At 51.3% G+C, this 25,918-nt stretch carries 27 protein-coding genes and 1 riboswitch; of the genes, 9 read left to right on the top strand and 18 right to left on the bottom strand.

Features of this window, described 5'->3' with window-relative positions; all coding sequences use genetic code 11:
* Positions 1-122: 122 nt before the first annotated feature.
* The 7 genes from H924_RS05235 to typA form a co-directional block, all read right to left on the bottom strand.
* Positions 123-692, bottom strand: coding sequence for a GtrA family protein (locus H924_RS05235; RefSeq protein ID WP_015650919.1), 570 nt, complete (start codon positions 690-692; stop codon positions 123-125).
* Positions 693-741: 49 nt separating this feature from the next.
* Positions 742-1,848 (bottom strand): succinyldiaminopimelate transaminase, encoded by a 1,107-nt coding sequence (gene dapC, locus H924_RS05230; protein ID WP_015650918.1) that lies wholly within the window; start codon positions 1,846-1,848, stop codon positions 742-744.
* A gap of 9 nt (positions 1,849-1,857) precedes the next feature.
* Entirely contained in the window at positions 1,858-2,175 is a 318-nt protein-coding gene (fdxA, locus tag H924_RS05225) for a ferredoxin (protein ID WP_015650917.1), read from the bottom strand.
* 64 nt (positions 2,176-2,239) lie between these two features.
* The gene (locus tag H924_RS05220; RefSeq protein ID WP_015650916.1) at positions 2,240-2,653 is read right to left on the bottom strand and encodes a hypothetical protein; all 414 of its coding nucleotides are present in this window, start codon (positions 2,651-2,653) and stop codon (positions 2,240-2,242) included.
* Positions 2,654-2,657: 4 nt separating this feature from the next.
* Positions 2,658-3,545, bottom strand: a complete 888-nt coding sequence (gene mshB, locus H924_RS05215) for an N-acetyl-1-D-myo-inositol-2-amino-2-deoxy-alpha-D-glucopyranoside deacetylase (RefSeq protein ID WP_015650915.1) — start codon at positions 3,543-3,545, stop codon at positions 2,658-2,660.
* Positions 3,529-5,031, bottom strand: coding sequence for an ABC transporter family substrate-binding protein (locus H924_RS05210; RefSeq protein ID WP_042392522.1), 1,503 nt, complete (start codon positions 5,029-5,031; stop codon positions 3,529-3,531). Before H924_RS05210 ends, mshB begins: the two co-directional genes overlap by 17 nt.
* 64 nt (positions 5,032-5,095) lie before the next feature.
* Positions 5,096-7,009 carry a translational GTPase TypA gene (gene typA, locus H924_RS05205; RefSeq protein ID WP_015650913.1) on the bottom strand — a complete coding sequence of 638 codons (1,914 nt, stop codon included), beginning with the start codon at positions 7,007-7,009 and terminating at the stop codon, positions 5,096-5,098.
* 463 nt (positions 7,010-7,472) lie between these two features.
* Here typA and H924_RS05200 point away from each other — a divergent pair, with 463 nt between their 5' ends.
* The gene (locus tag H924_RS05200) at positions 7,473-8,174 is read left to right on the top strand and encodes an Rv1157c family protein (RefSeq protein WP_015650912.1); all 702 of its coding nucleotides are present in this window, start codon (positions 7,473-7,475) and stop codon (positions 8,172-8,174) included.
* Positions 8,175-8,179: 5 nt separating this feature from the next.
* Positions 8,180-8,719: a DUF402 domain-containing protein gene (locus tag H924_RS05195; protein ID WP_015650911.1), complete on the top strand. Its 540-nt coding sequence runs from the start codon at positions 8,180-8,182 to the stop codon at positions 8,717-8,719.
* 34 nt (positions 8,720-8,753) lie between these two features.
* Here the strand turns inward: H924_RS05195 and H924_RS05190 are convergent, their stop codons facing one another.
* Positions 8,754-9,959, bottom strand: coding sequence for a YkvI family membrane protein (locus H924_RS05190; RefSeq protein ID WP_029703166.1), 1,206 nt, complete (start codon positions 9,957-9,959; stop codon positions 8,754-8,756).
* Positions 9,960-9,986: 27 nt separating this feature from the next.
* On the opposite strand from H924_RS05190, the gene arsC reads away from it, so the two are divergent.
* From arsC to H924_RS05175, 3 genes are read left to right on the top strand one after another with little or no spacing between them, the layout of a single operon-like run.
* Positions 9,987-10,334, top strand: a complete 348-nt coding sequence (gene arsC, locus H924_RS05185) for an arsenate reductase (glutaredoxin) (protein WP_029703168.1) — start codon at positions 9,987-9,989, stop codon at positions 10,332-10,334.
* A gap of 46 nt (positions 10,335-10,380) precedes the next feature.
* Entirely contained in the window at positions 10,381-11,259 is an 879-nt protein-coding gene (locus H924_RS05180; protein ID WP_015650908.1) for a S1 family peptidase, read from the top strand.
* Between the two features lie 3 nt (positions 11,260-11,262).
* Complete coding sequence (locus tag H924_RS05175) at positions 11,263-11,652, top strand: DUF3592 domain-containing protein (protein WP_015650907.1); 390 nt, start codon at positions 11,263-11,265, stop codon at positions 11,650-11,652.
* Here the strand turns inward: H924_RS05175 and H924_RS05170 are convergent.
* Genes H924_RS05170 through H924_RS05160 form a run of 3 tightly spaced genes read right to left on the bottom strand, consistent with a single transcriptional unit; the run spans position 11,649 to position 13,333 of the window.
* On the bottom strand, positions 11,649-12,047 hold the full coding sequence (locus H924_RS05170) for an NUDIX hydrolase (RefSeq protein WP_015650906.1): 399 nt from the start codon (positions 12,045-12,047) through the stop codon (positions 11,649-11,651). The genes H924_RS05175 and H924_RS05170 overlap by 4 nt on opposite strands.
* Positions 12,034-12,414 (bottom strand): DUF2218 domain-containing protein, encoded by a 381-nt coding sequence (locus H924_RS05165; RefSeq protein ID WP_015650905.1) that lies wholly within the window; start codon positions 12,412-12,414, stop codon positions 12,034-12,036. Before H924_RS05165 ends, H924_RS05170 begins: the two co-directional genes overlap by 14 nt.
* Before the next feature lie 16 nt (positions 12,415-12,430).
* Entirely contained in the window at positions 12,431-13,333 is a 903-nt protein-coding gene (locus H924_RS05160; protein ID WP_029703170.1) for a 2-dehydropantoate 2-reductase, read from the bottom strand.
* A gap of 66 nt (positions 13,334-13,399) precedes the next feature.
* Here H924_RS05160 and H924_RS05155 point away from each other — a divergent pair, with 66 nt between their 5' ends.
* Together H924_RS05155 and H924_RS05150 are read left to right on the top strand one after the other, a co-directional pair.
* Positions 13,400-14,353, top strand: coding sequence for a DUF808 domain-containing protein (locus H924_RS05155; protein ID WP_015650903.1), 954 nt, complete (start codon positions 13,400-13,402; stop codon positions 14,351-14,353).
* Between the two features lie 133 nt (positions 14,354-14,486).
* The gene (locus H924_RS05150; RefSeq protein ID WP_015650902.1) at positions 14,487-16,298 is read left to right on the top strand and encodes a hypothetical protein; all 1,812 of its coding nucleotides are present in this window, start codon (positions 14,487-14,489) and stop codon (positions 16,296-16,298) included.
* Positions 16,299-16,363: 65 nt separating this feature from the next.
* Here the strand turns inward: H924_RS05150 and tpx are convergent, their stop codons facing one another.
* On the bottom strand, positions 16,364-16,861 hold the full coding sequence (gene tpx, locus H924_RS05145) for a thiol peroxidase (RefSeq protein ID WP_015650901.1): 498 nt from the start codon (positions 16,859-16,861) through the stop codon (positions 16,364-16,366).
* A gap of 152 nt (positions 16,862-17,013) precedes the next feature.
* On the opposite strand from tpx, the gene H924_RS05140 reads away from it, so the two are divergent.
* The gene (locus H924_RS05140; protein ID WP_015650900.1) at positions 17,014-19,356 is read left to right on the top strand and encodes an ATP-binding cassette domain-containing protein; all 2,343 of its coding nucleotides are present in this window, start codon (positions 17,014-17,016) and stop codon (positions 19,354-19,356) included.
* On the opposite strand, the gene H924_RS05135 is transcribed toward H924_RS05140, so the two are convergent.
* From H924_RS05135 to H924_RS05110, 6 genes are all read right to left on the bottom strand, one after another.
* Positions 19,353-20,057 carry a PIG-L deacetylase family protein gene (locus H924_RS05135; protein WP_015650899.1) on the bottom strand — a complete coding sequence of 235 codons (705 nt, stop codon included), beginning with the start codon at positions 20,055-20,057 and terminating at the stop codon, positions 19,353-19,355. The genes H924_RS05140 and H924_RS05135 overlap by 4 nt on opposite strands.
* A gap of 20 nt (positions 20,058-20,077) precedes the next feature.
* Positions 20,078-21,121, bottom strand: coding sequence for a calcium:proton antiporter (locus H924_RS05130; RefSeq protein WP_029703174.1), 1,044 nt, complete (start codon positions 21,119-21,121; stop codon positions 20,078-20,080).
* 18 nt (positions 21,122-21,139) lie between these two features.
* Positions 21,140-21,634, bottom strand: a complete 495-nt coding sequence (locus tag H924_RS05125; protein ID WP_015650897.1) for a nucleoside/nucleotide kinase family protein — start codon at positions 21,632-21,634, stop codon at positions 21,140-21,142.
* Positions 21,631-22,386 carry an energy-coupling factor transporter transmembrane component T family protein gene (locus tag H924_RS05120; RefSeq protein WP_015650896.1) on the bottom strand — a complete coding sequence of 252 codons (756 nt, stop codon included), beginning with the start codon at positions 22,384-22,386 and terminating at the stop codon, positions 21,631-21,633. The genes H924_RS05125 and H924_RS05120 overlap by 4 nt, the downstream gene beginning before the upstream one ends.
* Positions 22,383-23,723, bottom strand: a complete 1,341-nt coding sequence (locus H924_RS05115; protein ID WP_015650895.1) for an ABC transporter ATP-binding protein — start codon at positions 23,721-23,723, stop codon at positions 22,383-22,385. Before H924_RS05115 ends, H924_RS05120 begins: the two co-directional genes overlap by 4 nt.
* Positions 23,723-24,331 (bottom strand): ECF transporter S component, encoded by a 609-nt coding sequence (locus H924_RS05110; protein ID WP_015650894.1) that lies wholly within the window; start codon positions 24,329-24,331, stop codon positions 23,723-23,725. The genes H924_RS05115 and H924_RS05110 overlap by 1 nt, the downstream gene beginning before the upstream one ends.
* Positions 24,322-24,431, bottom strand: a riboswitch (TPP riboswitch). (Overlaps the previous gene by 10 nt.)
* A 277-nt stretch (positions 24,432-24,708) precedes the next feature.
* Here H924_RS05110 and H924_RS05105 point away from each other — a divergent pair.
* Positions 24,709-25,914, top strand: coding sequence for a 4-hydroxybenzoate 3-monooxygenase (locus H924_RS05105; RefSeq protein WP_015650893.1), 1,206 nt, complete (start codon positions 24,709-24,711; stop codon positions 25,912-25,914).
* Positions 25,915-25,918: the final 4 nt, after the last annotated feature.

Genomic DNA, 25,918 nt, shown 5'->3' with positions numbered 1-25,918 from the left:
GTACTTAAGACCTAGTTTGCCTTGCTTAGTGGACATCTTTCAAGGGTTATTTCAAACATTTATTCGATTCTTAGGTTCTAAAAAAGCCACGTCGGAAAATACGACGTGGCCTGAGAAAACCCTTAGGAAGGCTCTGCAGCGATAATTATCTTGGACTTCGGTTTGCGGAAGGTCCAATATTTGTTCACCAAGAAATTCACTGGCATAGAAACAAAAATCGAGATAACCAAGGCCCAGTAGAACTTGGTGCGCAGTCCTGAAGAACCATCAAAAATTTCAGAGGACAATGCAATTGGTGAATTCTCGTTCATCAAAAGCGTTGCCACAATCTGGCTAACTGCAAAGGCCACCAAACCGGTAGCCAAGAATGGGAAGAAGCCCTTCCACCAAGAAACAATCTTTGCGGATTTAAAGGTCCACATGCGATTGAGCTGGTAATTCCACGTATTTGCAACAAAGAAAGCAATGGTCATAAATACGTGATACCAACGGATATGGAAATCGGTACCGAGGAGATTCATAAAAGCATCACTTTCATGAATCCCAGCGGTCCAGCCGGCGATCTTTTTAGACAGTGCTGCGACAACTAGGTTTACTAGGGTGCCGGAGCCGCCTACTATTCCGAACTTGATGAACTGTCTGGTAGCTCTCACAAAACGGAAGCTCCAAGTTTTTTGTTCGGAACTCAACACGCCTCTTTCATGGGTATTTTTAAACTTTAGGTTTTTACTTTAGTCCTAGTTATCCCAAGCGAGAAACGAAGGCGTCGATACGCTCGTCAGTTTCGGTCATTGCTACACGCACATGCTGTTCACCTCGGGGACCATAAAAATCACCAGGAGCTACCAAAATGCCACGCTGCGCAAACCAATCCACGGTATCGCGGCAGGGCTCGTCACGAGTCGCCCAGAGATAAAGGCCTGCCTCAGAGTCATCAACCCTAAAGCCAGCTTCCAACAGTGCTCGCATCAACTTAGCGCGACGCTTTGCATAAATGAGCTTCTGTCCGGCTTCTTGGTCATCATCATTGAGAGCCGCGATCATGGCCTGCTGAATCTGATAAGGAACCATCAGGCCAAGGTTTTTACGGACCTCGGTGAGCTCGGAAATAAGCGCGGTATCTCCCACCAAGTAACCAGCACGGTAGGACGCCATGTTGGAGGTCTTGGACAAGGAATGAATAGCCAAGAGGTTACGGTGATCGCCATCGCAAACCCGAGGATCCAAAATGGAAATTGGCTGCTTGTCATCGTCCCAGCCCAAGCCTAGGTAACACTCATCAGCGGCGAGGATCACATCATTTTCTTGAGCCCACTTCACAACCTTGCGCAGATGCTCAATTCCCAGCACCTTGCCGGTGGGGTTGGAAGGAGAGTTAATAAACATCAAACCTGGACGCTCAGGTCCCAGCTTGAGCAAAGAATCAGAACGCAGCACCTTGCAACCAGCGGCAGCTGCAGATACCTCATAGGTGGGGTAGGCAACCTCAGGAATAACTACAGTCTGGCCCGACAGGCCCAAGGTGAAAGGCAGCAGAGCAATTGCCTCTTTGGTGCCGATGACCGGCAGCACGGAGGCGTCGACAAGCTCTGTCATGTTATAGCGGCGCTCTAGGGCGCCCCTAATGGCAGCGCGGAGTTCCGGGGTGCCAATGGTTTGAGGATAACCAGAAAACCCCGCTGCTTCGGCGAGTGCGATCTGGATACTTGGAGCAACCGGGTCAACCGGAGTTCCAACAGAAAGGTTCACGATTCCATCCGGATGGGACTGTGCCTTAGCCTTTGCGGAGGCGAGGGAATCCCAGGGAAAATCGGGCAATACGGAAGCAAGCGAGGTTCTTGGGGTCATGCGTTTAGATTATGCCTGAGGTGGCAACGCTGCGATCATTGGGTGATCAAAATCTTGTGGTCCGAGCTTAGCTGCGCCACCTGGGGATCCCAGATCATCAAAGAATGCCGCATTGGCATCGTTGTAATCGATCCACTCATCTGGGACATCGTCTTCGTAGAAGATTGCCTCAACAGGGCAAGCCGGCTCACAGGCACCGCAGTCAACACACTCATCCGGGTGGATGTAGAGCATGCGCTTGCCTTCGTAGATGCAGTCGACGGGGCATTCTTCAACGCAGGCACGATCCAAGACGTCAACGCAGGGCTGTGCGATTGTATAAGTCATTGGTTCTCGAAAACTCCTGAGCTAGTAAATTGCTGGAAAGGGAAAATCTTATAGCTTTATTATGCTACTTCGCCTTGACCATAGGCCAAATTCCACCGGCTAAAGCAGCGAAAAGTAGCAGAACTGTCCGAATATTTGAGGGCACAATTTGATCCCCCACCACTGCATTCCACATCAACAGCGCAAAGAATCCCACAATCCAACTAAAAAGTGGGATAAAAACAGCGAGCCAATGCCTGGTCCACAGCATAGAAGTCCTGGTCAAGACCATATTAAAAAGGAAAGCAATAACTATTGTATAGGGCACTGCAATCGATGTCCCACCGGGCAGGTTAACTCTCGTGCCGAGGTAAATAACCTCCAGCAGCACTGAAATTAATGCACCCAAGCTGAGCCAGAAAATACCCCCGATTTTCTCTCCAATGCCCACATTTCGATGAATGAAACTCTGATTGCGCACGCCATCTTTTGCACTCATGAGCTTAGGCTAGGTCCAATCCATCTAATGGTCCATTGGCATTTTCAGGCAATGCCGAGCCAGCACCGAGTTGGTAGTGCTCATGGCGCATAATGGGCTGCGCGATCAAATTAGACAGCGCCCAAATCTTCACATTTTCTTGGGTGGTGCTGGCATAGGCGGCGCGCGGATTAGTCAGAGAGACTGATCCATCTGCGATCCACAACTGAGTTGCATGCACCCGCATCGCCTCAACTTTGGCTGCATAGGCGGCGTCGGAAAGCTCCACGCTGAGGTCGATGGAATCCACCGCAGCAATCTCTCCCCTGTCCCAGCCTGCTGGAATGACGTTAATTGCCGCTAAGCCTGCTTCCAGCTCAGTGCGGTCGGTAACAGCCCACAGAATCCTTTGCACGCCCACCTTTTCAGCGGCAGCATGGGTGATCTCATGGGCCCGAATATGGTCTGGGTGGCCATATCCACCGTCTGGACCATAGGTAATGAGCAGATGCGGGCGCAAATCCTGCAAAAGCTCCACCAATTGCGCTACAGCTTTGTCTCCGGAGTGGATAAAGGCACGAGGATGCTCATTTGCAGGATCGCCCACCATGCCGGAATCACGCCAGCAGCCAGCACCGCCAAGGTGAATGCCACGCACACCCAAAATGGATAAGGAGGAATAAAGCTCATGGATTCTAAAGCCGCCTAGCTGATCGGCATCGCCATTAACCAGCTGTTGGAAAGTATCGCCAATCACCTCGCCTTGTTCACCTAAGGTGCAAGTAATAACGGTAACGTCGGCACCGCGCGCGGCTAGATCTGCCAGCACTCCACCGGTGGTAATTGCTTCATCATCAGGATGGGCATGGACAGCCACCACACGGGCGCCAACAAGGTCATTGTTCAAGGTCATTTTTCCTCCAATTTGCGGCACTGGCGATGCCTCCCGGCCAGGTTGTTGCATCCGGGCCGGTAATGCCATTATTTTTTGCCTCTACGCGCGTTTCGCGCACAATCGGCACTCGTATGGAATTGGCTCGATTAAATTCTGTTTCCCAGTTCGGATCAAAGCTTAGTTCCCCGGACAATAAAGCTGCGATATAGGTTGTGGTGTTCGCATCACACCAGCTAGCCAGGTTAATCTCGCAGGTATAACGATCCGCCAAGCTCATCGCATCGGTGGCATTGCGCGTCCATGTAATAATCGCATCATAATCTGTGCCAATGGCGGAAGGAATATCAGTTGTCACGGTTGTAGCCTTGACACCAGCTTGTGCAAGCATATCGACGATGGCCCGCCCAGCTGCCACACCAGCATCATCGGCCGGGTCAACCGCCAATTTTAATTCAGGTATTTCGGGCTTTGCGACGCCCTCCCGCAGGATTGGGGTCGCTACGCTCAGGTTGGAGCTGCGCGCGGCGGCCAAGCGCGCGGCGAGGGGCACGTCGATAAGCGAACTTAAATAAGTTCTTTGCTCAGGACTTAAACGGCTGGCATTAAAAACCATTTCCAAGGTGCGGGTGGTGTCAGAGACACGGACCTCGGTATCGGGGACCAAATTGAGGGTATCAACCAGGGTCTCTGAGGGGCGCAAGTTCATAAAGGAACTCTGGCCGGTACGCAGGTACTCCCCTGCCCGAGAAGCGGACGATACGCTAGTCATGGTCAAAACTTCGACCTCTGCCGGGTTTTTACCCCAGAAGCGATCATTGCGTGAGAGCGTGATTATGCCACGCTGACGGTCAATGGAACGCACCATATAGCGCCCCGCCGAGGCTGGAATTGCATCATAAAGCGCGGTTTGGAAGGTATCTGTTCCCGAAAATAGGTGGCTGGGCAGCAAATTATTAAAAAGCAAATGCCAATCGGCTACGGGAGTTTCAAAAACTACATCAACCGTTTTACCGCCACCGCTGGTACGAATTTCGGAGATTGACTCATAAGCAGCGGCATCCATCGCACCCTTGGTAGAGGTAATTGATCGCCAAAGATAGTCAAAATCCGAGCCGGTGATCGGAGTGCCATCGCTCCATTGCGCTTCTTGGGCAATGGTATAGCGCACTGTCTCAGTGTCCAGCTGCTCCACGTTATCCAAAAGATCAGAATTCATCTGGTTGCCCACAAACGCACTGGGCAGCACCAAGGCTGCGATATCGCGCACCACGGCGGTGTCATCGGCGATCAAGTGCGGGTTAAAACCATTGCGCAAAGGATCGATGCCAATGTTGACAGTGCTGCGGGAAGTTTGAGGTTCTTCTGCCTCCACCGTCGTTGTCGTGGTGGCAGTAGTCGTTGCAGTTGCAGCTTCCTCCACCGGCGCCGGGCCGGGATTGGCTTGGCAGGCTACCAAGAGAGCTGAACTGGCAAAGACACTTAGAATCCGCAGGCTTAATCTCACCCTGAAAATACTACTGGCCCACCGCGTCCAAAGGACACAGTGGGCCAGCGCTTGGCAAAGAAAATTACTTGTTCAAGCTCTTTGCACGGGAACGAGCGCGTCCACGCTCAGTAGCGTTAAGAATAACCTTGCGCACGCGCAGAACCTCAGGAGTAACCTCAACACACTCGTCAGATCCACAGAACTCCAGGGCCTCATCCAGGGTCAGGTTGTGAGCCTTAGCCAGGGTGACGGTGGTGTCTGCAGAAGCTGCACGCATGTTGGTGAGCTTCTTTTCCTTCGTTGGGTTGATGTCCATGTCTTCTTCGCGGTTGTTCGCGCCAACAACGACACCTTCATAGGTCTCGGTGCCTGGCTCAACGAAGAAACTACCGCGGTCTGCCAGTGCAGTCAGTGCGAATGCAGTGATCTTGCCGGCACGGTCAGCAACCAGGGAGCCCTGTGGGCGGCCCTTGATTTCGCCAGCCCACAGATCCATACCATCGGAGTAGGAGTTAGCGATACCGGTACCACGGGTTTCAGTCATGAAGGTGGTACGGAAGCCGATGAGGCCACGTGCAGGAATGCGGAATTCCATGCGGATCCAGTCGGAACCTGGGGTGGTTGCCATGGACTGCATGAGGCCCTTACGGGTTGCCATGAGCTGGGTAACGTTGCCCTGGTACTCGGAAGGAACGTCGATAACCATGATCTCATAAGGCTCGTGCAGCTTGCCATCGATGGTCTGGGTAACAACCTGTGGCTTACCAACGGTGAGCTCGAAGCCCTCACGACGCATGGTTTCAACCAAGATGGACAGTGCCATTTCGCCACGGCCCTGAACTTCCCAAGCGTCAGGACGCTCAGTAGGAAGAACCTTGATGGACACGTTACCGATGAGCTCCTGCTCCAGGCGGGCCTTGATAACACGAGCGGTCAGCTTGTCTCCGCCGCCACGGCCAGCCATTGGGGAGGTGTTAACACCAATGGTCATGGACAGTGCAGGCTCATCAACGGTGATACGTGGCAAAGCAACTGGGTTCTCCAGGTCAGCCAGGGTGTCACCAATCATGATGTCTTCAATGCCGGAAATTGCGGCGATGTCGCCTGCAACAACCTCGGTTGCAGGAACACGGGTCACACCAACGGTGGCCAGAAGTTCTGCAATCTTAGCGGTCTTGGTGTGCTGGTTGCCCTGTTCATCGTAGTGGATCCAAGCAACCTGCTGGCCCTTACGCAAGGTACCTGCGTGTACGCGAACCAGACCGATACGTCCCAAGAAGGAGGAAGAGTCAAGGTTGGTGACGTGAGCCTGCAGTGGACCTTCAATGTCTGCAGCTGGCTCTGGGATGACGCTGTACAGAGTGTCGAACAGTGGCATCAAGTCTTCAGAATCAGGAACGTTGCCGTTGCCTGGGTTCTCCAAAGATGCCTTGCCTTCACGGCCGGAAGCATAAAGAACTGGAAGGTCAAGCAGCTGCTCTGCAGCCTGAGCTGCATCCTCATCATCAAGGGAAGCAGCAAGTTCAAGAAGCAGATCCTGTGCCTCTTCAACGACCTCGTCGATGCGAGCATCTGGACGGTCGGTCTTGTTAACAGCAATGATCACTGGCATCTTGGCTGCAAGAGCCTTGCCAAGAACGAAGCGGGTCTGAGGCAATGGGCCTTCAGAAGCATCAATAAGGAGGACAACGCCGTCAACCATGGACAGCGCGCGCTCAACTTCGCCACCGAAGTCGGCGTGGCCGGGGGTGTCAATGACGTTGATGATCAGGTCCTTGCCATCTTTGCCAGCACCCTTACGACGGATCGCGGTGTTCTTGGCAAGGATGGTAATGCCCTTTTCCTTCTCCAGGTCACCGGAGTCCATCACACGGTCTGCTACTTCGCCGTGGTCGCCGAAGACGCCAGACTGTTCAAGCATTGCGTTAACGAGTGTGGTTTTTCCGTGGTCAACGTGCGCGACAATCGCTACGTTACGAAACTCTGGATGGGTCACTGGGGGCAATCTCCTGCCGGATAAATATGGAAGGCACTTAATTTTCAAGTGCCCTTTGTTTTAGAACGGTATAAGCGTACTCGCAATTAGGTGCTATGCGCACATTGTGAGCCAAAATACTCAAAGTTTTTTCTAGATGGGCTGTTCAGGACGGTTTCCGCGACACACCCACCCTAAAAACCCGGACGTTTTTGACTCAACAATCTAAGTATTTTCTTAATTTGGTAACAAATCAGCAATTTATGGCGACAGGCTAATCAAGAAGCTGACTTAAGCAATTATTTGGTATTCGCGAGAATCAAAGAATAAGTGTCTAAGAATTACATATGAAGATTTGTTGAACTCATATTGACACTAAAAATTCTGCGATTACTGTGACAGGAGGAATGAAAGTTAACTCAAGTTACTAATGTGACTAGTGTTCAGGTTTAACCTCCGTCGTTGAAAGGTAAGTAAAACAACCGTGATTAAGAGAATCACTGCAGTCGCATTGGCCGCCACCGTCGCCTTTGCCACTCCCGCAGCGCACGCTATTAGCCCGGTTGAGCAAGCCTTCAACTACTCTTCAAGCCTCGCCAGTGGCCTACCTCTTGATCAATGGGGTCGCCCCAATGAGCAGGTACGTCAGCAAATTCAGCAGGCACTAAACCAACCTTGGGTTCCGCAAGAAGTTAAAAACATTGCATCCCAAGCTCTGGGTCTAATTAGTGAGACCCCCACTGAATCAGAGGTAGCAATTCCTGAAGACGCTCCCCGCATTGCTCAGTTCTTCTGGCCTACCCGCGCCGAGAATTGCATCAATGGCAATTCAGCTTCTGTAGGTTCTGCATTCGCAGTTCCTGGCCCTGCCGCTCTCCCACTTCCAGGAGCCGGCGTTGGGCAATCATCCTTTGTGTTTACCGCCCTGGGCACCGGTGCCCTCGCCCCAGAACAACAAAGCACTATGAAAGTGGAATGGGCCAACTTGAGCACTCTCAGGTATGGCACAACAACTTTGGGAAATACCGGTATTAATCCCGCAGGACCTTCCACGATTTCCGGAGTAGCCGATACAGGTACCGGAATTATTGTCGCAATTATGTCTGGCGGACTAAGCACTTCTACAGAAGGCGGTCAGGCCCAGTGCAACTTCGCCCCGACCGCTGTCGTCTTTGATGTGAGGTAGAAAAAATGACTGATCTTCACCCAGTAAAACAAGAGACTTTTAACACCCAAGAGTCTGTTAACACTGACCCTAAAGGTTTTCTCCGCCAGGTAGACACCTACAAGGTCACTGACTTTGGCCTTTATATGGCACGCGGAGCCAACCATCCCCGGTTTGGCTATTTGGAAAGCTGGCTACTGCCAGAATTGGGCCTGCGCGCCAATATTTTCCACTTCCGCGAAGGTGTTAATGAGCAACAAGATTTCTACATCGATGTTGCTGAAATTCAGGTTGAAGATAATGTCTGGACCACCCGCGATCTTTATGTCGACCTCGTTTCCAATGTGGGTCAGCCAGTAACTGTGCTCGATATCGATGAGCTGGCGGCCGCTACTTCCGCAGGGCTGATTACTGCAGATGATGCCGAAAAGGCTATCGACGCAACGCTGAACGCCGTAGAAGGAATTACCCGCCACGGCGATGATCCCATGAAGTGGTTGCGCTCCAAGGGAATTGAACTTACCTGGGCTGATGCCAGCTCAATTGAGCTAGTACCAGCTGAATAAGCTAAAGCCTCTAGTTTCCTAGAGGCATTAGAAATTATTTAGAGGTTGCCGCTCTAATTTGTTCTTCATTCAGATTTGAATCTTGGATGTCTTTTTGCAGTGCCTTACGCTCCGCTTCGTTTAGTGCGCCGTCGTGGCCGATCTGCAGTAGATCAACAATGCGCATACGGCGCTCAGATTCCTTGTAGATGCGTACACGTCCTCGGAACCATGCCACCATCATGACAGCGATGAGCAGCAGTCCGATATATCCAAGAATCGGATATACCCAGCCAACGAGGTTTTTAAAGCCAAGGAAGCTGAGCACAAATCCGACCAACACGGTCACCACGTAAACGGGCCTAAAGCGCTCTGGCTTAGTTGCAGTCAAACGGCGTCCCAGCGCATAAAACATGCCAAGCGCGGTGTTAAAGATCATGCCGTAGATAACTACAGCCATAACTTGGCCAGCAATTGGGCTGAGATTGTTGATAATCGTCAGCATTGGCATGTCATCATGTCCCACAGTTTCAACGGTGGCAAAAAGTGTCAGTGCACTGATGATGATCAAAAAGCCCAGAATGACACCACCGAGCAGGCCACCACGGCCAGCAACACGTGGGTTAAACATGGAGCCACCGATAACAACTGCCATGGAAACAGCAACCATCATATTGAAGCCCACATAGTTGATAGCAGCGATTGCCCAGTGTGGCAGGGTGGTTCCCACTGCCAAAGCAGCGGAATCAAGCTGCTCAACTGGACTGAAGTTGCCTTCAACCAAGGTGTAAATTGACGCCGCAGTAATGAAGATGATGATAAATGGAGTGATGGCACCAATAACGGTGGTGACTTTGTCAACGTCGAGCATGCCGGCAGCCAGCACCAAAACCACCATGATTACGGCACCGATCCATAGTGGCAAGCCCCACTGCTGATTCAAGTTGGAGCCAGCACCGGCGAACATCACAAAGCCGGTTGCAAAAAGCGTGATGACTACGCCGATATCAAGGATTTTAGAAAAGATGGGGTGGCTGACACGACGGAAAACTTCACCGTGTTCGCCGGCGTTGAAATAACTTCCCAATTGCAAAATGATCAAGGCCATGATGGTCATGACAACTGCAGAGAGCACAACTCCCCAGATGCCATCAACACCAAAGGCCACAAAGTACTGCATCACTTCTTGTCCAGACGCAAAACCTGCGCCCACAATAATGCCCACAAATGCGAAGGCAACTCTGAATATTTGAAGAATCATGCCTTGAACATTAGTAGGCTCAAAGTTATGGACGTCACTATCTACCACAATCCACGTTGCGCCACCTCTCGAAATACCCTTAAGTACCTCCAGGAACAAGGAATCGAACCAACTGTAATTAATTACCTAAAACAGCCTCTGAGCGCTGCAGAATTAACAGACCTATTTAACAAAGTTGGCATCCCCGTCCATGCCGGAATCCGCACCAAAGAGGCTGAATATAAGGAGCTAGGACTCAGTCCTGAAACCCCCGAAACTGAGCTTATCGACGCGATCCTCACCCATCCCAAGCTGCTACAACGCCCCATTGTGGCAACGGAGAAAGGGGCACGCATAGCGCGCCCTAAAATTTCTGGTATAGAAGAAATTCTATAACCCCTGTTTGAGACAGATCCACCCGCGAGCAACTACACTAGCAACCATGTCTAAAGCATTGCCTCGTACTATTTCTGCTGCGGCCCTGAGTTCGGCGTTGGTTGGCGCCAGCATTATCGGCGCGGCCCCGGCACAGGCAATTGCCGATGGTCGCAATGCTGTCTCCAGCTCTGCACTCTCATCTTTTGGAAGCTCCTCTCCCCTGGTGCATCTTCAAATTGGTAGCACCGCGTGTACTGGAACTCTCATCACGCCCACGTGGATCCTTACTGCACGCCATTGCATTCCAGAATCTGGCAATGCCGGAGCAGCTATCGGTTCTAGCACCTTGAGCTCCTTTGAGGCTGTGCGCCAAGCAATTATTCACCCCACTGCTGATTTAGCATTGGTCGAGCTTTACACTCCTAATAACTCAGTCACTGCTGATATCTATGCATCCCATGTTCAAGCAGGAAATGCTGGTACCACCGAGGGCTGGGGTGGATATGCCATTCAGAATCAGCAGATTGCCCAAGCAGCCGATGTCAGCGTGCAACGCCGCGTCAACAATCTAGAAGGCCCTGATCCAAGCGCCATCTTGTTGGAGGGTCAGATTTCCAATGGTCGACTAATGCCAGGCGATTCTGGCGGACCGCTATTTGTGAATGGCCAGTTGGCAGGCGTGTTGAGTATGTCCACCGCAGTGGAAGGAGCGGCAAGCCAAGCAGGAACAGTTGGATGGTATGTGCCAGTAGCTGAATATGCAGATTGGATTTCTCGTTATAGCGGTAAATCCATTCCAGCGATTACTGGTGCACCAGCACCATTAGTAGACGCTACTGCATTACCGACCTTCATCCCGCAGGCTCGCATCCAAAATATTCCATCTACCGGCATTGCCACACTTGATGGATTTATCCGAAGCTGGGCTGCGGGTTCCGCATAATTTATGGGGGCATCGCTGCTGATCGTGCTTGCCGCGGGAGTAGTCTGCATCGGGCTCGCACTCTATTTAGGTTTTCGTGACCGTCGTTTTAGGGCAGTATCTTATAAGGTTACCGCCGAGGTAACCGGGTTTATCCAAGATAAAGATGAGCGATATCAAACGCAGTATCGTTTTTCCCACGATGGCCACGAAGTTTTTGGAGTGTTGCACAAGACGACACCCCAACCAGTAATGAAACCTGGGGAATTAATTTTGCTTAGGGTTCATAAAAATGATCCCACCATTGTGCGGCCTTATACCTCGCGTGGCGAATCTACCGCTCGAGTTTTCCTCATGCTCATTGGAGTATTGATGCTGCTTACAGCCATCCCGCTCCTAGTTTTTGTGTCCTAAAGCTGGGGAAATACAACGTCTCTGCTCAATGGTGCGAGCTCAGCGGACTGGGAATGCGCAGGAAAAAAGCGAGCTTCAGCGATTTCTTCATAAACTTCGGGAAGTTCAGTTAGGGCTGTACTGCACACAAACACATCACAATCCACGTTAAAACCAACTTCATTGGCAGCAGGTGCAGCAAAGCGACCCAGATGTTCCAATTCACTTTCGGCTAACTCAAGGTGAAGCTCCTCGGCAATTTCACGTATGGCTGCAGCCAGCGGTGATTCCTCACCTTCCAGTTTTCCACCAGGCATCATAAATGAGCTAGTGCCAGCCTTGCGAACGCTTAAGATTTCGCCCTTTACATTATGGAAAATTACCGCAGCAATGCGGATATCTTTAGTCTGCGACATGCTCGGACTCAAACACTAACCCCTGACTACCGTCGCCGCGTCGAAAAGCAATGCGCATGTCAATGCGCCGACCGAACCCAACTAGGTGGCGGCCAATCACGCTTTCAAAGCGCTCCACCAAATCTTCCGGCGCTTCAATGTGCAATAACAACACACCATCACCAGCAACGAGGTCACAGGAAGCGGCACCATCAAAAGCTAGGGCCTGATCCTCAGAATCAGCCCCGTGACCTTTAAGGACAATGGAGCCACGACTTGCTTCACTATCCCAGGTGGTAGTGAGTTTCTCTCCCAAATGGCTGGTCAATTGCTTTGCATATCGCCCAGGACGATCAAGACTGACACGGGCCGTAGAAGAAACGATCATAAGTAATATTGTATCCTTATGGCGCAATATTCTCTGTTTTAAGCGCTAGACCTGCATAAAGTAGATCATGAAAAGGAGTTTTTATATGAAACTTCTCACCTGCTCGACAGATTGCTCCCAGCTGCGCATCCAGTTCACTGGCGCGACCTTCCAATAAGTCTCTTTGCATTGAACTTGTAGATTGCGATGGCATGTGATCGGCAAAGTCCATGGTCCGCGCCACAGAATCGCTTGGCATCTCAACGCCGGATGCCTGCGCCACCTGGTAAATCTCTTCCATCAGCGCCTCCAAAGAGGTCCGGAAGTGCGTGCGCAACACCCCTAAAGGCTTTTCGACGAAGGCCCCCAAGCCCCCGAATGCCGTCACAAACATCGCCTTTTCCCAAATATCGACCCAAATATTGGGATGAGCCACTCCATCAATTCCTGCATCTTGCAAAATCTGCGCAAATTCCTGAGCTTTTGGACCATCGTCTTTGAAGGTAAAAGAAATTGGTCCGCCCCGAAACTCAACCTGCGCGGGTCCGGTGTGCACAAAGAACCCGCGCACGACCCCGGGCCATACCCGTTGTTCGCCCACAACTGAGGCAGCTTGCATTGGTGCTTCCACAGCATTTTGAGTAGTAGCGATTATTGCCTGTGGTGAAATATCCGCCAATAATTCCTTCGCAGTTGAACTATTGGCTAAGGCTTTGGTTGCCACCAACACCACATCGACCTCCTCCAGCTCTTGCACGTTCGCCACAACGGGAACCTGTACAATTCTGCTGCCTGCTGGATCCTGAATAGCTACCCCACTGCTACGCAGTCGTTCTAGAGTTTCACCCCGCGCTACCAAAGTGACATCTTTTCCAGCCTCTTTTAGACGGGCTCCAAAGTATCCGCCCACTGCACCTGCACCAATAATCGCAATCTTCATGTCTGCCATAATGCCCCAGCACTAGTATCATATGAACGCATTACCCCCAATTAATAAGGAGTCATAATGGCTGGTGGATTAGCAGCACTCTTAGACGACGTAGCGGCCATCACACGCGCCGCCGCAGCCAGCATCGACGACGTCACTGCAATGGCCGGCAAGACCAGCGTGAAAGCAGCGGGCGTAGTTGTTGATGACGCTGCGGTCACCCCACAATATGTGCATGGAGTTAATCCTTCACGGGAACTTCCCATGATTTGGCGCATTGCCAAGGGCTCATTGGTTAATAAGATCATCATTATTTTGCCCATCGCACTATTGCTTTCGGCTTTTGCACCTTGGGCACTTACCCCCATTCTTATGTTGGGCGGTTCCTATTTATGTTTTGAAGGTGCTGAGAAGATTCTGCACTCAGTACAGCACCGAATTACTCATGAAGAGCACTCCACTAAGCCAAAGTCCCAAGAAAGTCCACAATCGGAAGACCAACTTGTCAAAGGTGCGATCACTACTGACCTCATTTTGTCAGCGGAAATCATGGTTATTTCACTAAATGAAATTGCCCACCAAAGTGTCTGGATGCAGGCAGCAGTGCTCTTTATTGTTGGCGTAGGCATTACCGCTTTGGTTTATGGAGTTGTTGGCTTCCTGGTCAAGATGGACGATATGGGACTTGCGCTTAGTAAGCGTGATTCCTCAGGTGCCAAGGCATTTGGCCGTGGATTGGTTAAGGCAATGCCAATTATTTTGCAGGTAATTTCTGTGGTTGGCATCTTTGCCATGCTGTGGGTCGGTGGACACATCATGGTTGTTGGCACTGAAGAACTTGGTTGGGAACTTCCCTACCACTTGGTTCACGGTCTTGAAGAGTGGGCACATCACCTCGGCGGCAGCGTACTTGGCTGGTTTGGTAATACTGTCGGCTCCTTCGTATTTGGCCTGATCTGGGGTTCAATTATCGTTGCAGTAATTTTCTTGGTAAAGGCATTGATCCCTAAGAAGTCTGAAGCAACCCAATAATTCCCTTAATTTTCTCAGAAATGCCCAGGTAGACGCATAAAAAGGTACAATTTCTTTAAGCGTTAAGCTCCCTGCTATCATCTCGGAAGCTGCACCATCGCGTCTACTATTTCGGCATGAAGAGTTTGGAGGGATGATGACTGAGACAATTACCCAGTCCACCACGTCCCCAACCCCAAATTCTCATGACCACCCTCCAGTATTTCCGCTGGCAATTCCACGATCTGGAGAAATCATTCACACCATCCCGGTAGAAAATATTCAACGCGAACGTCTCGAAAAATTCGCAGCTGCAAACAAGCAAAATTGTTCTGTAACTGCGGTTCTAGTGCCGGCGGATGGTGGCTCTTCTTTCAAGGTCTATGTCTGTGGAGAGGAAATTGGCACTCTCCGCAATCCTGAGCTTATTCAGGATTCACAAATTTCTCGGGTTTTTGCTTCCGGCTGCCTAGTCAGCTGCGCACTGCGTATTACTCTTGGTGAATCCTATTTGGCGCACATTGAAATAGGTGATCCGGAGCGTTCTTTTGTAGCTAACTCCGTACCTCTAAAGGACTGGACTCTACTGCCCAGCGGCCGGACTTGGTCTGTGGAACCCACCAAGCTCTCCCCTTTTAAGAAATACTCCGCCCAAGCAACCGTGCTCTGTGAGTTACGCACCGTTGAAGGCTTGGTTTATGTCTTCCTCGATCGGGAAGAATGTGGAATCTTGGATGTGGATTCCGCCATTGCGCTGCTTGATACATTGAGTTTTAGCCGCGATCACAAGGTCCTACCCATGGTACGTGCCTTTATTGATCGTGAAGCTGAATCTGATGCCATCACTTTTGCCATCGATGCCCTACCAATTCAAGAATGGGACTCTTGTCAGCTACAAGTAAAACCCATCCCAGCGCTGGTACCTTATGCACAGAATCCCCGTGAATATCGCATTGGGCTATCCGCTTTAAGCAACACCGTGGAAGATCATCCACCAGTACCTTCTTATTCCTCCCTGAAGTTTCCTCGGGTCTGTAGGGTTACGCCTTTTCTCGCGCTTTTCTTAGGTCTGCTCAGTATTATTTTGGGAATTCACCTCAGCAGTTTTAGCCCCCGCGGTGCGGTTGGCTTCTTGGGCATAGGCCTTGTTGGCGTAGTTATCTCCGCATGGGTGCTCTACCGCCGTAGTGCTGATTCCGAGTTCAAGCTTGCACCAAGATACTGGGATTTTATTGCTCCCTTGGCACTAGGAATTACTATTCCATCAGTGGTTTTTGCCAATATTGGGCTTTTTGTTGATTCCTCAGAGTCTGTAAGCAGCTTTAAAAATGCAGATTTAACCACCCTCTCCAGTATTCCCTTCGAAATACTGATTGCTTCCCCGCCAATCACCACAGAGCCAAGCCAATCGGGTGGCTTATTTGGTGGCTCTGACAACCGACCCCTCGATGAGCATGGCACGCTCATTATCGCAGGTTCAGAACTTGCGGGAAGCGAATCCCAGGCGAATTCTACACGCCAAGATGCCACGGAAAACGCCCGCTCAGAGATTTCCATAATCGATTCACCACTGATGGCACTTGGTACTGAGCCTCATTCCATTGCGCTCGACCAAGCTGGCGAAGCAGATCAGCGGGCTGCGGAATCCACTGCAGTGACAAATGCACCAAATCCGGAAGATATTCTGCCAGGCGCGCCGATTACTTTAGATTTGCCCGATGCCACTCGCATCCGCACGGAGTCAGATCCCCCGGTAGTTGATGAACCTGATGATGATTCTGAACCCACGACGGACCTCCCCGAAGTACCCACTACTTCGGAGCCTTCAGAGCCGGTAGCTACAACCGAGCCTTCTGAACCAGTGGCGACAACTGAAGTTAAACCTTCAGAACTCGCTGCGGAGGATACTTCAACAGCAGATACTTCAGAGGTGGCTACCGCTGAGGCAACAGAGCCCACTCCTTAAATGGAAAACCACAAGGGCGAGATTGCACTAGTTGCAATCTCGCCCTTGTGGTTTGTCAGGAGAATTTAGTTCAAAGCTGCAATTGCAGCTTCGTAATCAGGCTCAGTGGTGATTTCATCAACGAGCTGGCTGTAGATAACCTCACCGTTTTCATCAAGAACAACAACGCTGCGAGCCAGCAGACCCTTTAGTGGGGAGCCTTCTAGGATCAGGCCATTATCCTCACCAAAGCTGGAGCGGAAGGCAGATGCTGCGGTGACATTCTTAATGCCTTCTGCGGAGCAGAAACGGCCCAATGCGAATGGCAGGTCCTTGGAGATACACAGCACGGTGGTGTTTTCCAGCTGTGCTGCTTCTTCATTAAATTTGCGAACAGATGCTGCACAAACGCCAGTATCAACAGATGGGAAAATGTTCAGGACAACACGACGACCCTTGTACTCTTCAAGAGAGGTCTCAGAGAGATCGGTGGTGACGAGGGAGAAATCTGCTAGCTTTGCGCCGACTGCAGGAAGTTCGCCGGAAGTTGGGGTTTCAGTACCTTGAAAATGAGTTGTAGCCATGACCACCATCCTAAGCAGAAAACTACTCCCTCTGCCAGCACCACCGTCATATCCTGGGAGTACCGGGCTTTTCAGCTCAGGCACGGCGAATTTAAGAGGTCACCGCTGAAAGTGCAGTGTCGAAAACCTTTCTAAAAGATAGGATTGACCCTATGCAAAAAGCTGATTCCCATGATTGGATTCGCGTCCACGGTGCTCATGAAAACAACTTGAAAAATGTCTCTGTTGAGATTCCGAAACGCCGCCTGACGGTTTTTACGGGAGTGTCCGGCTCGGGTAAATCCTCGCTGGTTTTTGGCACTATTGCTGCTGAATCTCGTCGCCTTATTAATGAAACCTATAGCACCTTTGTGCAGGGCTTTATGCCGTCGATGGCACGGCCCGATGTGGATCATCTAGAGGGAATCACCACGGCAATTATTGTGGATCAGGAGCAAATGGGAGCCAATCCGCGCTCCACGGTAGGAACTGCTACTGATGCCACTGCGATGTTGCGCATTTTATTCTCTCGAATCGCTGAACCCAATGCGGGTGGCACGGGCGCATATTCCTTCAATGTGCCTTCAGTTTCAGCGGCCGGCGCAATCACCGTAGAAAAAGGTGGCAAAACCAAAAAGGAAAAAGCCACCTTTAAGCGCACCGGTGGCATGTGCCCCGAGTGCGAGGGCATGGGCAGGGCCTCAGACATTGACCTTAAGGAGCTTTTCGACGAAAACCTCTCGCTCAACGAAGGTGCGCTAACCATTCCGGGATACACGCAAGGCGGGTGGAGTTATCGAATGTATTCAGAGTCTGGTCTCTTTGATCCTGATAAACCCATCAAAGATCTCAGCGATGAAGAACGCCATAATTTCCTTTATTTGGAGCCCACCAAGCTCAAAATTGCTGGCATCAATATGACCTATGAGGGCCTTATTCCACGCATCCAAAAGTCCATGCTCAGCAAGGATCGCGAAGGAATGCAAAAGCATATCCGCGCATTTGTGGACCGAGCAGTAGCTTTTATCCCCTGCCCTGCCTGTGGTGGCACTCGTTTGGCGCCCCATGCTTTGGATTCCAAGATTAATGGCAAAAATATTGCAGAGCTCTGTGCCATGGAGGTACGTGACCTAGCTACCTGGATTAAGTCCGTAGAAGCTCCCTCCATTGCCCCTTTGCTTAAAGCTCTCAGCGATACCCTGGATAATTTTGTGGAGATCGGTTTGGGATATATCCAGCTTGATCGTCCTGCGAGCACACTTTCCGGCGGTGAGGCGCAGCGCACCAAAATGATTAGGCATCTGGGTTCGGCGCTAACGGATGTGACCTATGTTTTTGATGAACCTACTGCTGGTTTGCACCCTTATGACATTGAGCGGATGAATAAGCTTTTGCTGGATCTGCGCGATAAGGGAAATACCGTGTTGGTGGTGGAGCATAAGCCTGAAACCATCGCAATTGCAGATCATGTTATTGATTTGGGTCCCGGCGCGGGATCTAGTGGTGGTGAAATTCGCTTCGAAGGATCCGTCGCAAAGCTTAAAGACAGTGACACCGTGACGGGCCGCCACTTTAATGACCGCGCCCAGTTAAAAGAGGCATTTCGACGTGCCTCTGGCGCGTTGGAAATCCGAAATGCGCAGCGCAACAACTTAAGAAATGTGGATGTGGATATTCCATTGGGCGTGCTCACGGCCATTTCTGGGGTGGCTGGTTCGGGTAAGTCTTCTTTGATTAAGGAGATTCCGCGGGATGAGTCGGTGGTTTTTGTTGATCAGTCTTCGATTCATGGTTCAAATCGATCCAATCCTGCAACCTATACCGGCATGCTGGATTCTATTCGCAAGGCTTTTGCCAAGGAAAATGATGTAAAACCTGCGCTTTTCTCCCCCAATTCTGAAGGTGCTTGTCCCAACTGTAAGGGCGCAGGCTCGGTGTATGTGGATTTGGGCATGATGGCGGGAGTGTCTTCGCCCTGTGAGGTGTGTGAGGGCAAGCGTTTTGATGAAGCCGTCTTGGATTATCACTTTGGCGGCAAGGATATTTCCCAAGTTCTGGGGCTTTCTGCAGAGCAGGCTTTAGAGTTTTTCTCTGCTGCAGAATCCAAAGTGCTGCCTGCAGCAAAGATCGCCAAGCGGTTGGTTGATGTCGGACTCGGTTATATCACCCTTGGTCAGCCTTTAAGTACGCTTTCTGGTGGTGAGCGTCAGCGTTTGAAGTTAGCTACTCATATGGCTGAAAAGGCCACCACTTTTATTTTGGATGAGCCCACTACGGGCCTCCACTTGGCCGATATTAAAACCTTGCTCGCGCTTTTTGATCAGCTTGTTGATGCGGGCAAGTCAGTGATCGTAATTGAACACCATCTAGCGGTTCTTGCCCATGCCGATCACATTATTGATGTTGGCCCTGGCGCAGGTTCAGATGGCGGGCAAATTGTTTTTGAAGGTACCCCAGCCGAGTTAATTAAAGCGGATACTCCTACTGCCCGTCACCTGAAGAAATACGTGAGCTAGACTCCAAAAACTCTAAAGGTTTTGGCAAAGCCGTTTTCGGTGCGCAGAACCTCCGGAATAAACTCCACAGGTTTGGGGTGGTGTGGCAGTGCTTCGAGGTAACGCTTATGTGCCTCCAAAGATGCCACACCTGCTGCCACTGATTCGGGATTGAGATCCATGGTGTGAGTGGGTTCATCGTGGCCGGTAATAATAATGAGGCTGGTGATCCAAGGTTGCAGGCCTTCATCCAAAAGCTCACGCTGTGCCCACGGATTGGCGGCGTCACGGGTGCCGTCAATGCCTGCTAATCCAGCTACGCGGTGATCTGCTTGATTAAGTCCACCATAGGCTTCTACCTCAAAATTGCTGAGCACAACGGCATTTGGTTTGCGGATGCGAATTTCCCGGGCAACTTCTTTACGCAATTCCAGGTTATAAACCAGCATGGAATCTGGGTGATCCAAGATGGTGAGGTTATTAACGCCGACAATATCGCAGGCTGTTTGCTGCTCTGCGGCGCGCAGCGGTCCAGTTTCAGCGGAATCAAGGCCTTGGATTCCTGCTTCTCCGTGGGTGAGCAGCAAATAGGAGACCTCTATTCCCGCATCAGTCCACTCTTTTACTGCAGCTGAAAGGCCGTATTCTGCATCGTCTGGGTGGGCCACAACAACCAGGACGCTATCCCAGTCCTGCCAATTTAGGGTTTCTAGTTCACTCATGGCACCAAGCCTATGGGAAATCAGTTAAACATTCCCAGCAGATAAACCCCGAAGAGCATTAACAAGGCAGCGCCATGAATTGCGGTAACTCTTTTGACGTTAAAGGCAATGGCATTGATGGCGATTGCTGCGCCGACAAAAAGTATTTCCCGCGATTCTGGGACCAGGTTCACCTCTTGTCCGGTGGCCACTCCGATAAGCAACACACTGGGAATACTTAAACCCAAAGTTGATACCAAAGCTCCATGCACCAAATTGCTCAGGCGCTGGACTTCTCCGCCCCATGCTGCACGTAAGGAAGTAATGGTTTCGGGCAAAAAGACAATGCAGGCAATAATTAGTCCAGCTAAGGCTGGCGGTGCCTGGATAAGACTAAGTACTTGATCCAAAGATTTAGCCATGTCATGGGATAACAACACAATCGGAATCGCCATGAGCAGCAAGATCACTACCCGCAGCACTACATCGCGGGCTTTAAAGTCGGTTTTCTGGTGTTCTTGTCCGCGCTCTTGAAAATCTACGGCTTGGCTACCGGTTTGGCGATAAAGGAAAAACCCATAGAGCACGATGGTGAAAAGGGCGATTAGAATCGCTTGTATCGCCGAGAGGCCGCTTAAAACTACAGGTGTTCCAAAGCTTGTGACAATTAGCGTGGAGATCATCACCATATAGGTAGGTGCACCGATTCCATTATGTTTCAAGCTGCCAAACTTGATTCCAGCGATGAGCAGCGCTAGTCCCATAACCAGAGCCAAAATAATCATGCTCACAGCCAGCACAGAATCACGGGCAATCGTTGCCGAGTGTGCAGGCCCCAGCATGACAGCGGAAATCAAAATAACTTCAATGACCACGATGGACAGGCTTAGCAACAGAGAGCCAAGTGGATCGCCAAGTAAATGGGCTAGCGATTCAGCCATTTTGACCACGCCAAAGGCGCAAAAAATGATGATCGCCACAACAACAATGAGCTGCACCGTTGGTGCAGGCAACCACCCCAGCCCCACCACTGCCAGCCACCCAAAAATCAGACGCAGATAATCAACTCTGGACAATAACGGCATATCCCTAATTCCAATCGTTTAGGGTTTTCCCGCAACTCCATTCGAATCTAGCACAATCTCCACATCCGCCGGGATGCTGAAATCCAGGTGCTTACGCTCCTGCTCAGCCCACATTTCCCAATAGGGTTCATAGCCTGGATCACGCTTTAATGCCCGAGCCTTGCGCAGTGATTCCGGAGCGCTAATCCGCACCGTCACCAGGGTGCCCAGCTTTAAAGCGCTGCTTTTCGACGCCGCACTCAGCGCCCCAGCGCCTTCCACGATGATGCTGTGGCCCGGCTTTAAAGCAACCCACTGCGCAGGTTGATTTTTCTCCCAATCCCATCTGTAATAGCCAGGATTAAGCGGATCTAAAACATCTGTTGCCACCATGCGTGAGGCTCCAGCAAGGCCGGTCCACCCCGGATAAAAATCATCGAGGTGGACTAGCTGAAAGCCGGTGATCTCCGCTATTTCTGCTGCCAACGTGGTTTTTCCAGAGCCGGATTGTCCGTCAATTAAAACAGTGATCATGTGCCCAAAAAGCGGAAATAACCGGTATAAACAGCAATAAGAATAGCTGCGGCAGAGATAGCCAAACACACCAATACGAGGGCTAAATCGCGTGTCCCCACCCGTGACTCACGCGCCCAGGTGCGTTGGGTGGAGCGACCAAAACCACGGGCTTCCATCGCTGTTGCCAATTTGGAACCACGTCTAATTGACAACACCAAAATGCCGAAGGTCATGGTGAAGAAATGCTTAAGGCGACCTTGATCTGCGATGCCACGGGCTCTTCTGGCACGGGCCATGGAATGCCAATCCTCTTGGAAAAGAGTCATCAATCGGCTGCCAGCAATTGCACCGATTACAAATCTCTCCGGCAGTTTCAGAATCTGGGAAAGACCATCACCAAGTTCGGTGGGATCAATGCGCGCAATGAGGACAATTACCGGGAGCCCAATGGCTAAAACACGCACCCCAATGGCCAGGGCCAAGGCGAGCGAATTATCGGTGACATGAGCAAGCAAAAAACTAAAATATTCCTTACCTTCAGGCCTGCCATAAAGCGCCATGGAGGTTGCAGCCAGAGGTGCCATCACCAAAAGTGGCCATCCCCTTTTAAAGAGCATCTTCCAGCTCACCCCAGCAAGAGGAGCAAGGATAATGGTTGCGACCAAAGCGATACTTGCAGAGACCACATCCACACTGAGCAGCAAAGGAGTGGTGAGCACCATCAGTGCAATGATGCGAGTAACTGGATTAATGCCAGCAAGCAGGTTCATTTAGCACTCACCTCAATATGATGATCGCCCAAGGCTGCAATGAAATCAGGATCATGGGTTACTGACACGATCGTGGTTCCGTTGTCAGTGAGCTCGCGCAGCATCCACACCAATTCTTTAAAGGTTTCTGGATCTTGTCCAAATGTCGGTTCATCCAGCACCAAGAGTTGTGGCGCTGCCACCAACGCCGTTGCTACTGAGAGGCGACGTTTTTCTCCACCGCTTAAGGTATAGGGATTCGCATTTTCCAAGTGACGCAAACGCAAGCGATCAAGAAGCTCTTCAATCCGTTGAGCAGTATCAACCTGCATCACCTTTGGTCCAACTTCCAGCTCAGCGCGGACCGTACGGGCGACAAATTGGTGTTCAGGATCCTGGAAAACGGTGCCGATGCGTTGAGCTAGTTCAGCGGACTTCCAGCGATGCGGTGGCTTTTTTAGTCCTTGGCTTAATTGCTCTGCCAGTTCAAGCTTTCCAGCTTTAGGTGCAATCAAGCCCCCGATGGTTAATGCCAAGGTGGATTTACCAGCGCCATTAGGGCCGGTAATCACTGTGGATGCTGCTACTGGCAGTGAAAATGAGCGTGCTGGACCCCAGGCACAAAGCAGATTCTCCCCACGCATCAGAGATGTTGAAGTTGCAGGTCGCGCCGGTGGCAGGTGGCCAAGGGTAGGTAAATCAGCTGGGCTGAGATCTTGACCATCAGTGATATTGATGATCCGGTCGATCGTATCCAGCCAGAGTTCATGGTGGTGTTCCACCACAATTAAAGTGGCACCGGTTTCAGCGACCACCTTATTTACCGCAGCCACCACTTCTTTTTGACCAACTGGATCAAGGTTGGCGGTGGGTTCATCCAATAAAATAAGGCGCGCGCCCATGGCAATAACCCCGGCTAGAGCCAGGCGTTGTTTTTGGCCACCAGAGAGATACTTCGTGGGATGGCTTAAAGGCAGGTTGAGGCCCACCATTTCAAGGGCTTGTTCCACACGAGGCCAGATTTCTGCCCGAGGTACTCCCATGTTTTCGCAGCCAAAGGCTACGTCATCACCAATGCGAGAGGCGATCACCTGGGAGTCTGGATCTTGGAGCACCAAACCCACCGAGGAGGCGTCGCAAAGCAACTCACCGCTGCTCTCACCCTCCTCGCCTCCCCCGAGAACGCCGGCCAACGCGGCGAGCAGGGTGGATTTGCCGGAGCCGGAGGCGCCGGTGAGCAGGACGCGCTCGCCGGGTGCGATGTCAAAGCTGATGTTTTGCAGCGCCGGATTTTTGCGAGAGGCATGGCGATATCCGAAGTTCCGCGCGATGACGCGGGTGCCGATCGCAACGGTCATTAGACTTCCTGGCGGTATTCGCGACCAGCGGCAAAGCGCTCTAGGGCGCCGGTACGGGCAAGTGCGCGCACCAGGAACCAGCCCAGAGCACCTGCCAAAATCGCTCCGGAGACCAAAACGGTGGAACCATAAATTGCGTTAAAGGCCAAGGATTTTGCAGCATTGCCGTAGAAGAAAAGCTCGAGCAAAATTGCACCCAGGCCGGCGCCCATACCGGAAAGCACTGCTACTGAGAGGTTAAAACGGCGGTACAAGAAGATGGCGAAGATGATTTCCGCACCGATTCCCTGGGCCAAGCCGGAGTAAATGGTGGCAATTCCCCACTGTGAGGCCAGTGCTGCGGAAACGCAGGCTGCGAGGACTTCAACAAAGATTGCTGCACCTGGTTTGCGGATAATGAGTCCGCCCAAAACTCCACCGAGCAGCCAAATTCCGATAGCAAAGCCGCCGAGACCTGGGGTTAGGGCATCAAAAGCGGTGGTCCAGGCATAGCCAATGGAATTCCACACCACAAAGATCAAGCCGCAGGCTACACCGAGCACTGCCGCGATGACGATATCAATAACTCGCCATTGTGAAGCCTTTTTGGACATACGAGTGGTAGTCATTTTTTCCTCCCTAGCGCCGGCATTATCCGGATCAGGTTCAACGGTTACAGCTGTGCTGCATCTCAGCCCGGAATTTCACCGAGCACCCGTGCCTATAAAATTGTGTACTCGATCACCCTAACTCATAGGTCGGACAGAATCCAAGATTCCTATTGAATCCTCTCAGCTTTAAAGCCTCCCCTTAAACACACCCCTAGGTACCCCCTTATCCGGATTCGGATAATAGAGTTCCCACTGCTTGTAACACTCGCCATAAAAATACCTGAAGTTCGCAGAGTGAACACTTTGCCCCAATATCGCTTTTGCCATAATTTGAGGCCTATGTCACTTGGACAGATTTAATTAGCCCGACTCACTTTAGGAAAGGACTCTCCCCCATGAACCACATCCCCGTTGCCATTATCGGCGCCGGACCTGCGGGACTTACGCTGGCACATCTGCTTCACTTGCAGGGCATTGAGTCCATCGTTTTTGAAAAGCGCACCCGCAAGGAAGTCGAAGAAACGGTCCGCGCTGGAATTTTGGAACAGGGCACGTTGAATCTCATGCGGGAAACCGGTGTAGGCGCCCGAATGGAAGCTGAAGCCGACCATGATGAAGCAATTGATATTTCCATCAACGGGGAAAGAATCCGTATTCCTTTAACCGAAATCACCGGCCATAAAGTAGCCATTTACCCACAGCATGAATATCTCAAAGACTTTATTGCGAAGCGTTTAGAAGATGGCGGCGAGCTTCTCTTTTCCACCACAGTTGATGCAGTTGAAGGCACTGGAGGCACTGGAGGTTTTGATAATGACAAGGTCAAAGTGGTTTACACCGAGGCTGATGGCTCCTCAACCACCATTAGCGCCGATTATGTCATTGCCGCCGACGGCTCCAGCTCGCCTTATCGCAAAATCATTACCGAGGGCAGTGGAGTCCGCGTCCGCCACGAATATCCTTATGCCTGGTTTGGCATTTTAGTGGAAGCTGCCAAGACCCAAAAAGAGCTCATTTATGCCACCCATCCCGAAGGTTTTGCACTAATTTCCACCCGCACCGACACCGTGCAACGCTACTACCTGCAGTGCGACCCCAATGACACCCCTGACATGTGGTCTGATGATCGTATTTGGGAGCAGCTGCACCTGCGTGCAGACTCCCCCGGCATCACCGTTTCTGAAGGCAAGATTTTTGATAAAGCTGTTTTACGCTTCCGCTCTGCAGTTACCGAGCCCATGCAAAAAGGCCGCCTCTTCCTGGCCGGCGACGCAGCCCACACCGTCCCGCCCACCGGAGCCAAAGGCCTGAACTTAGCGGTGGCTGATGTCTCTGTGCTGGCACCAGGGTTAGTGCGCGCATTAAAGAAAAAAGACAGTGCGCTTCTCGACGACTACACCAAACTTGCACTGCCCCGAGTCTGGAAGGCGCAGCACTTTTCTTATTGGATGAGCTCGATGCTGCATGCAGTTCCAGATGAAGATTATTTTGCCACCCAACGCCGCTTTGCTGAATTGCATTCCGTCCTCGGATCCGAAGCTGGCCAGCGCTACATTGCTGAGCAGTATGTCGGCCGTGACCTACCCCGATTTGAGGTTTAAGAAC

The organism is Corynebacterium callunae DSM 20147 (genome assembly GCF_000344785.1).
GTDB lineage: Bacteria > Actinomycetota > Actinomycetes > Mycobacteriales > Mycobacteriaceae > Corynebacterium > Corynebacterium callunae.
Note: the sequence above shows the minus strand (reverse complement) of the source record. Positions and strands in the feature narration are given on the sequence as shown.

Bases quoted from the DNA above. Each gene is read 5' to 3' on its own strand.
- H924_RS05165 (WP_015650905.1), bottom strand. From the start codon at position 12,414: ATGATCGTTTCTTCTACGGCCCGTGTCAGTCTTGATCGTCCTGGGCGA.
- H924_RS05195 (WP_015650911.1), top strand. From the start codon at position 8,180: ATGACTGATCTTCACCCAGTAAAACAAGAGACTTTTAACACCCAAGAG.
- H924_RS05130 (WP_029703174.1), bottom strand. From the start codon at position 21,121: ATGCCGTTATTGTCCAGAGTTGATTATCTGCGTCTGATTTTTGGGTGG.
- H924_RS05120 (WP_015650896.1), bottom strand. From the start codon at position 22,386: ATGAACCTGCTTGCTGGCATTAATCCAGTTACTCGCATCATTGCACTG.
- H924_RS05180 (WP_015650908.1), top strand. From the start codon at position 10,381: ATGTCTAAAGCATTGCCTCGTACTATTTCTGCTGCGGCCCTGAGTTCG.
- H924_RS05135 (WP_015650899.1), bottom strand. From the start codon at position 20,057: ATGAGTGAACTAGAAACCCTAAATTGGCAGGACTGGGATAGCGTCCTG.
- H924_RS05220 (WP_015650916.1), bottom strand. From the start codon at position 2,653: ATGAGTGCAAAAGATGGCGTGCGCAATCAGAGTTTCATTCATCGAAAT.
- H924_RS05190 (WP_029703166.1), bottom strand. From the start codon at position 9,959: ATGATTCTTCAAATATTCAGAGTTGCCTTCGCATTTGTGGGCATTATT.
- H924_RS05170 (WP_015650906.1), bottom strand. From the start codon at position 12,047: ATGTCGCAGACTAAAGATATCCGCATTGCTGCGGTAATTTTCCATAAT.
- H924_RS05150 (WP_015650902.1), top strand. From the start codon at position 14,487: ATGATGACTGAGACAATTACCCAGTCCACCACGTCCCCAACCCCAAAT.
- H924_RS05175 (WP_015650907.1), top strand. From the start codon at position 11,263: ATGGGGGCATCGCTGCTGATCGTGCTTGCCGCGGGAGTAGTCTGCATC.
- dapC (WP_015650918.1), bottom strand. From the start codon at position 1,848: ATGACCCCAAGAACCTCGCTTGCTTCCGTATTGCCCGATTTTCCCTGG.
- mshB (WP_015650915.1), bottom strand. From the start codon at position 3,545: ATGACCTTGAACAATGACCTTGTTGGCGCCCGTGTGGTGGCTGTCCAT.
- arsC (WP_029703168.1), top strand. From the start codon at position 9,987: ATGGACGTCACTATCTACCACAATCCACGTTGCGCCACCTCTCGAAAT.
- H924_RS05115 (WP_015650895.1), bottom strand. From the start codon at position 23,723: ATGACCGTTGCGATCGGCACCCGCGTCATCGCGCGGAACTTCGGATAT.
- H924_RS05155 (WP_015650903.1), top strand. From the start codon at position 13,400: ATGGCTGGTGGATTAGCAGCACTCTTAGACGACGTAGCGGCCATCACA.
- H924_RS05110 (WP_015650894.1), bottom strand. From the start codon at position 24,331: ATGACTACCACTCGTATGTCCAAAAAGGCTTCACAATGGCGAGTTATT.
- H924_RS05125 (WP_015650897.1), bottom strand. From the start codon at position 21,634: ATGATCACTGTTTTAATTGACGGACAATCCGGCTCTGGAAAAACCACG.
- H924_RS05105 (WP_015650893.1), top strand. From the start codon at position 24,709: ATGAACCACATCCCCGTTGCCATTATCGGCGCCGGACCTGCGGGACTT.
- tpx (WP_015650901.1), bottom strand. From the start codon at position 16,861: ATGGCTACAACTCATTTTCAAGGTACTGAAACCCCAACTTCCGGCGAA.
- fdxA (WP_015650917.1), bottom strand. From the start codon at position 2,175: ATGACTTATACAATCGCACAGCCCTGCGTTGACGTCTTGGATCGTGCC.
- H924_RS05160 (WP_029703170.1), bottom strand. From the start codon at position 13,333: ATGAAGATTGCGATTATTGGTGCAGGTGCAGTGGGCGGATACTTTGGA.
- H924_RS05140 (WP_015650900.1), top strand. From the start codon at position 17,014: ATGCAAAAAGCTGATTCCCATGATTGGATTCGCGTCCACGGTGCTCAT.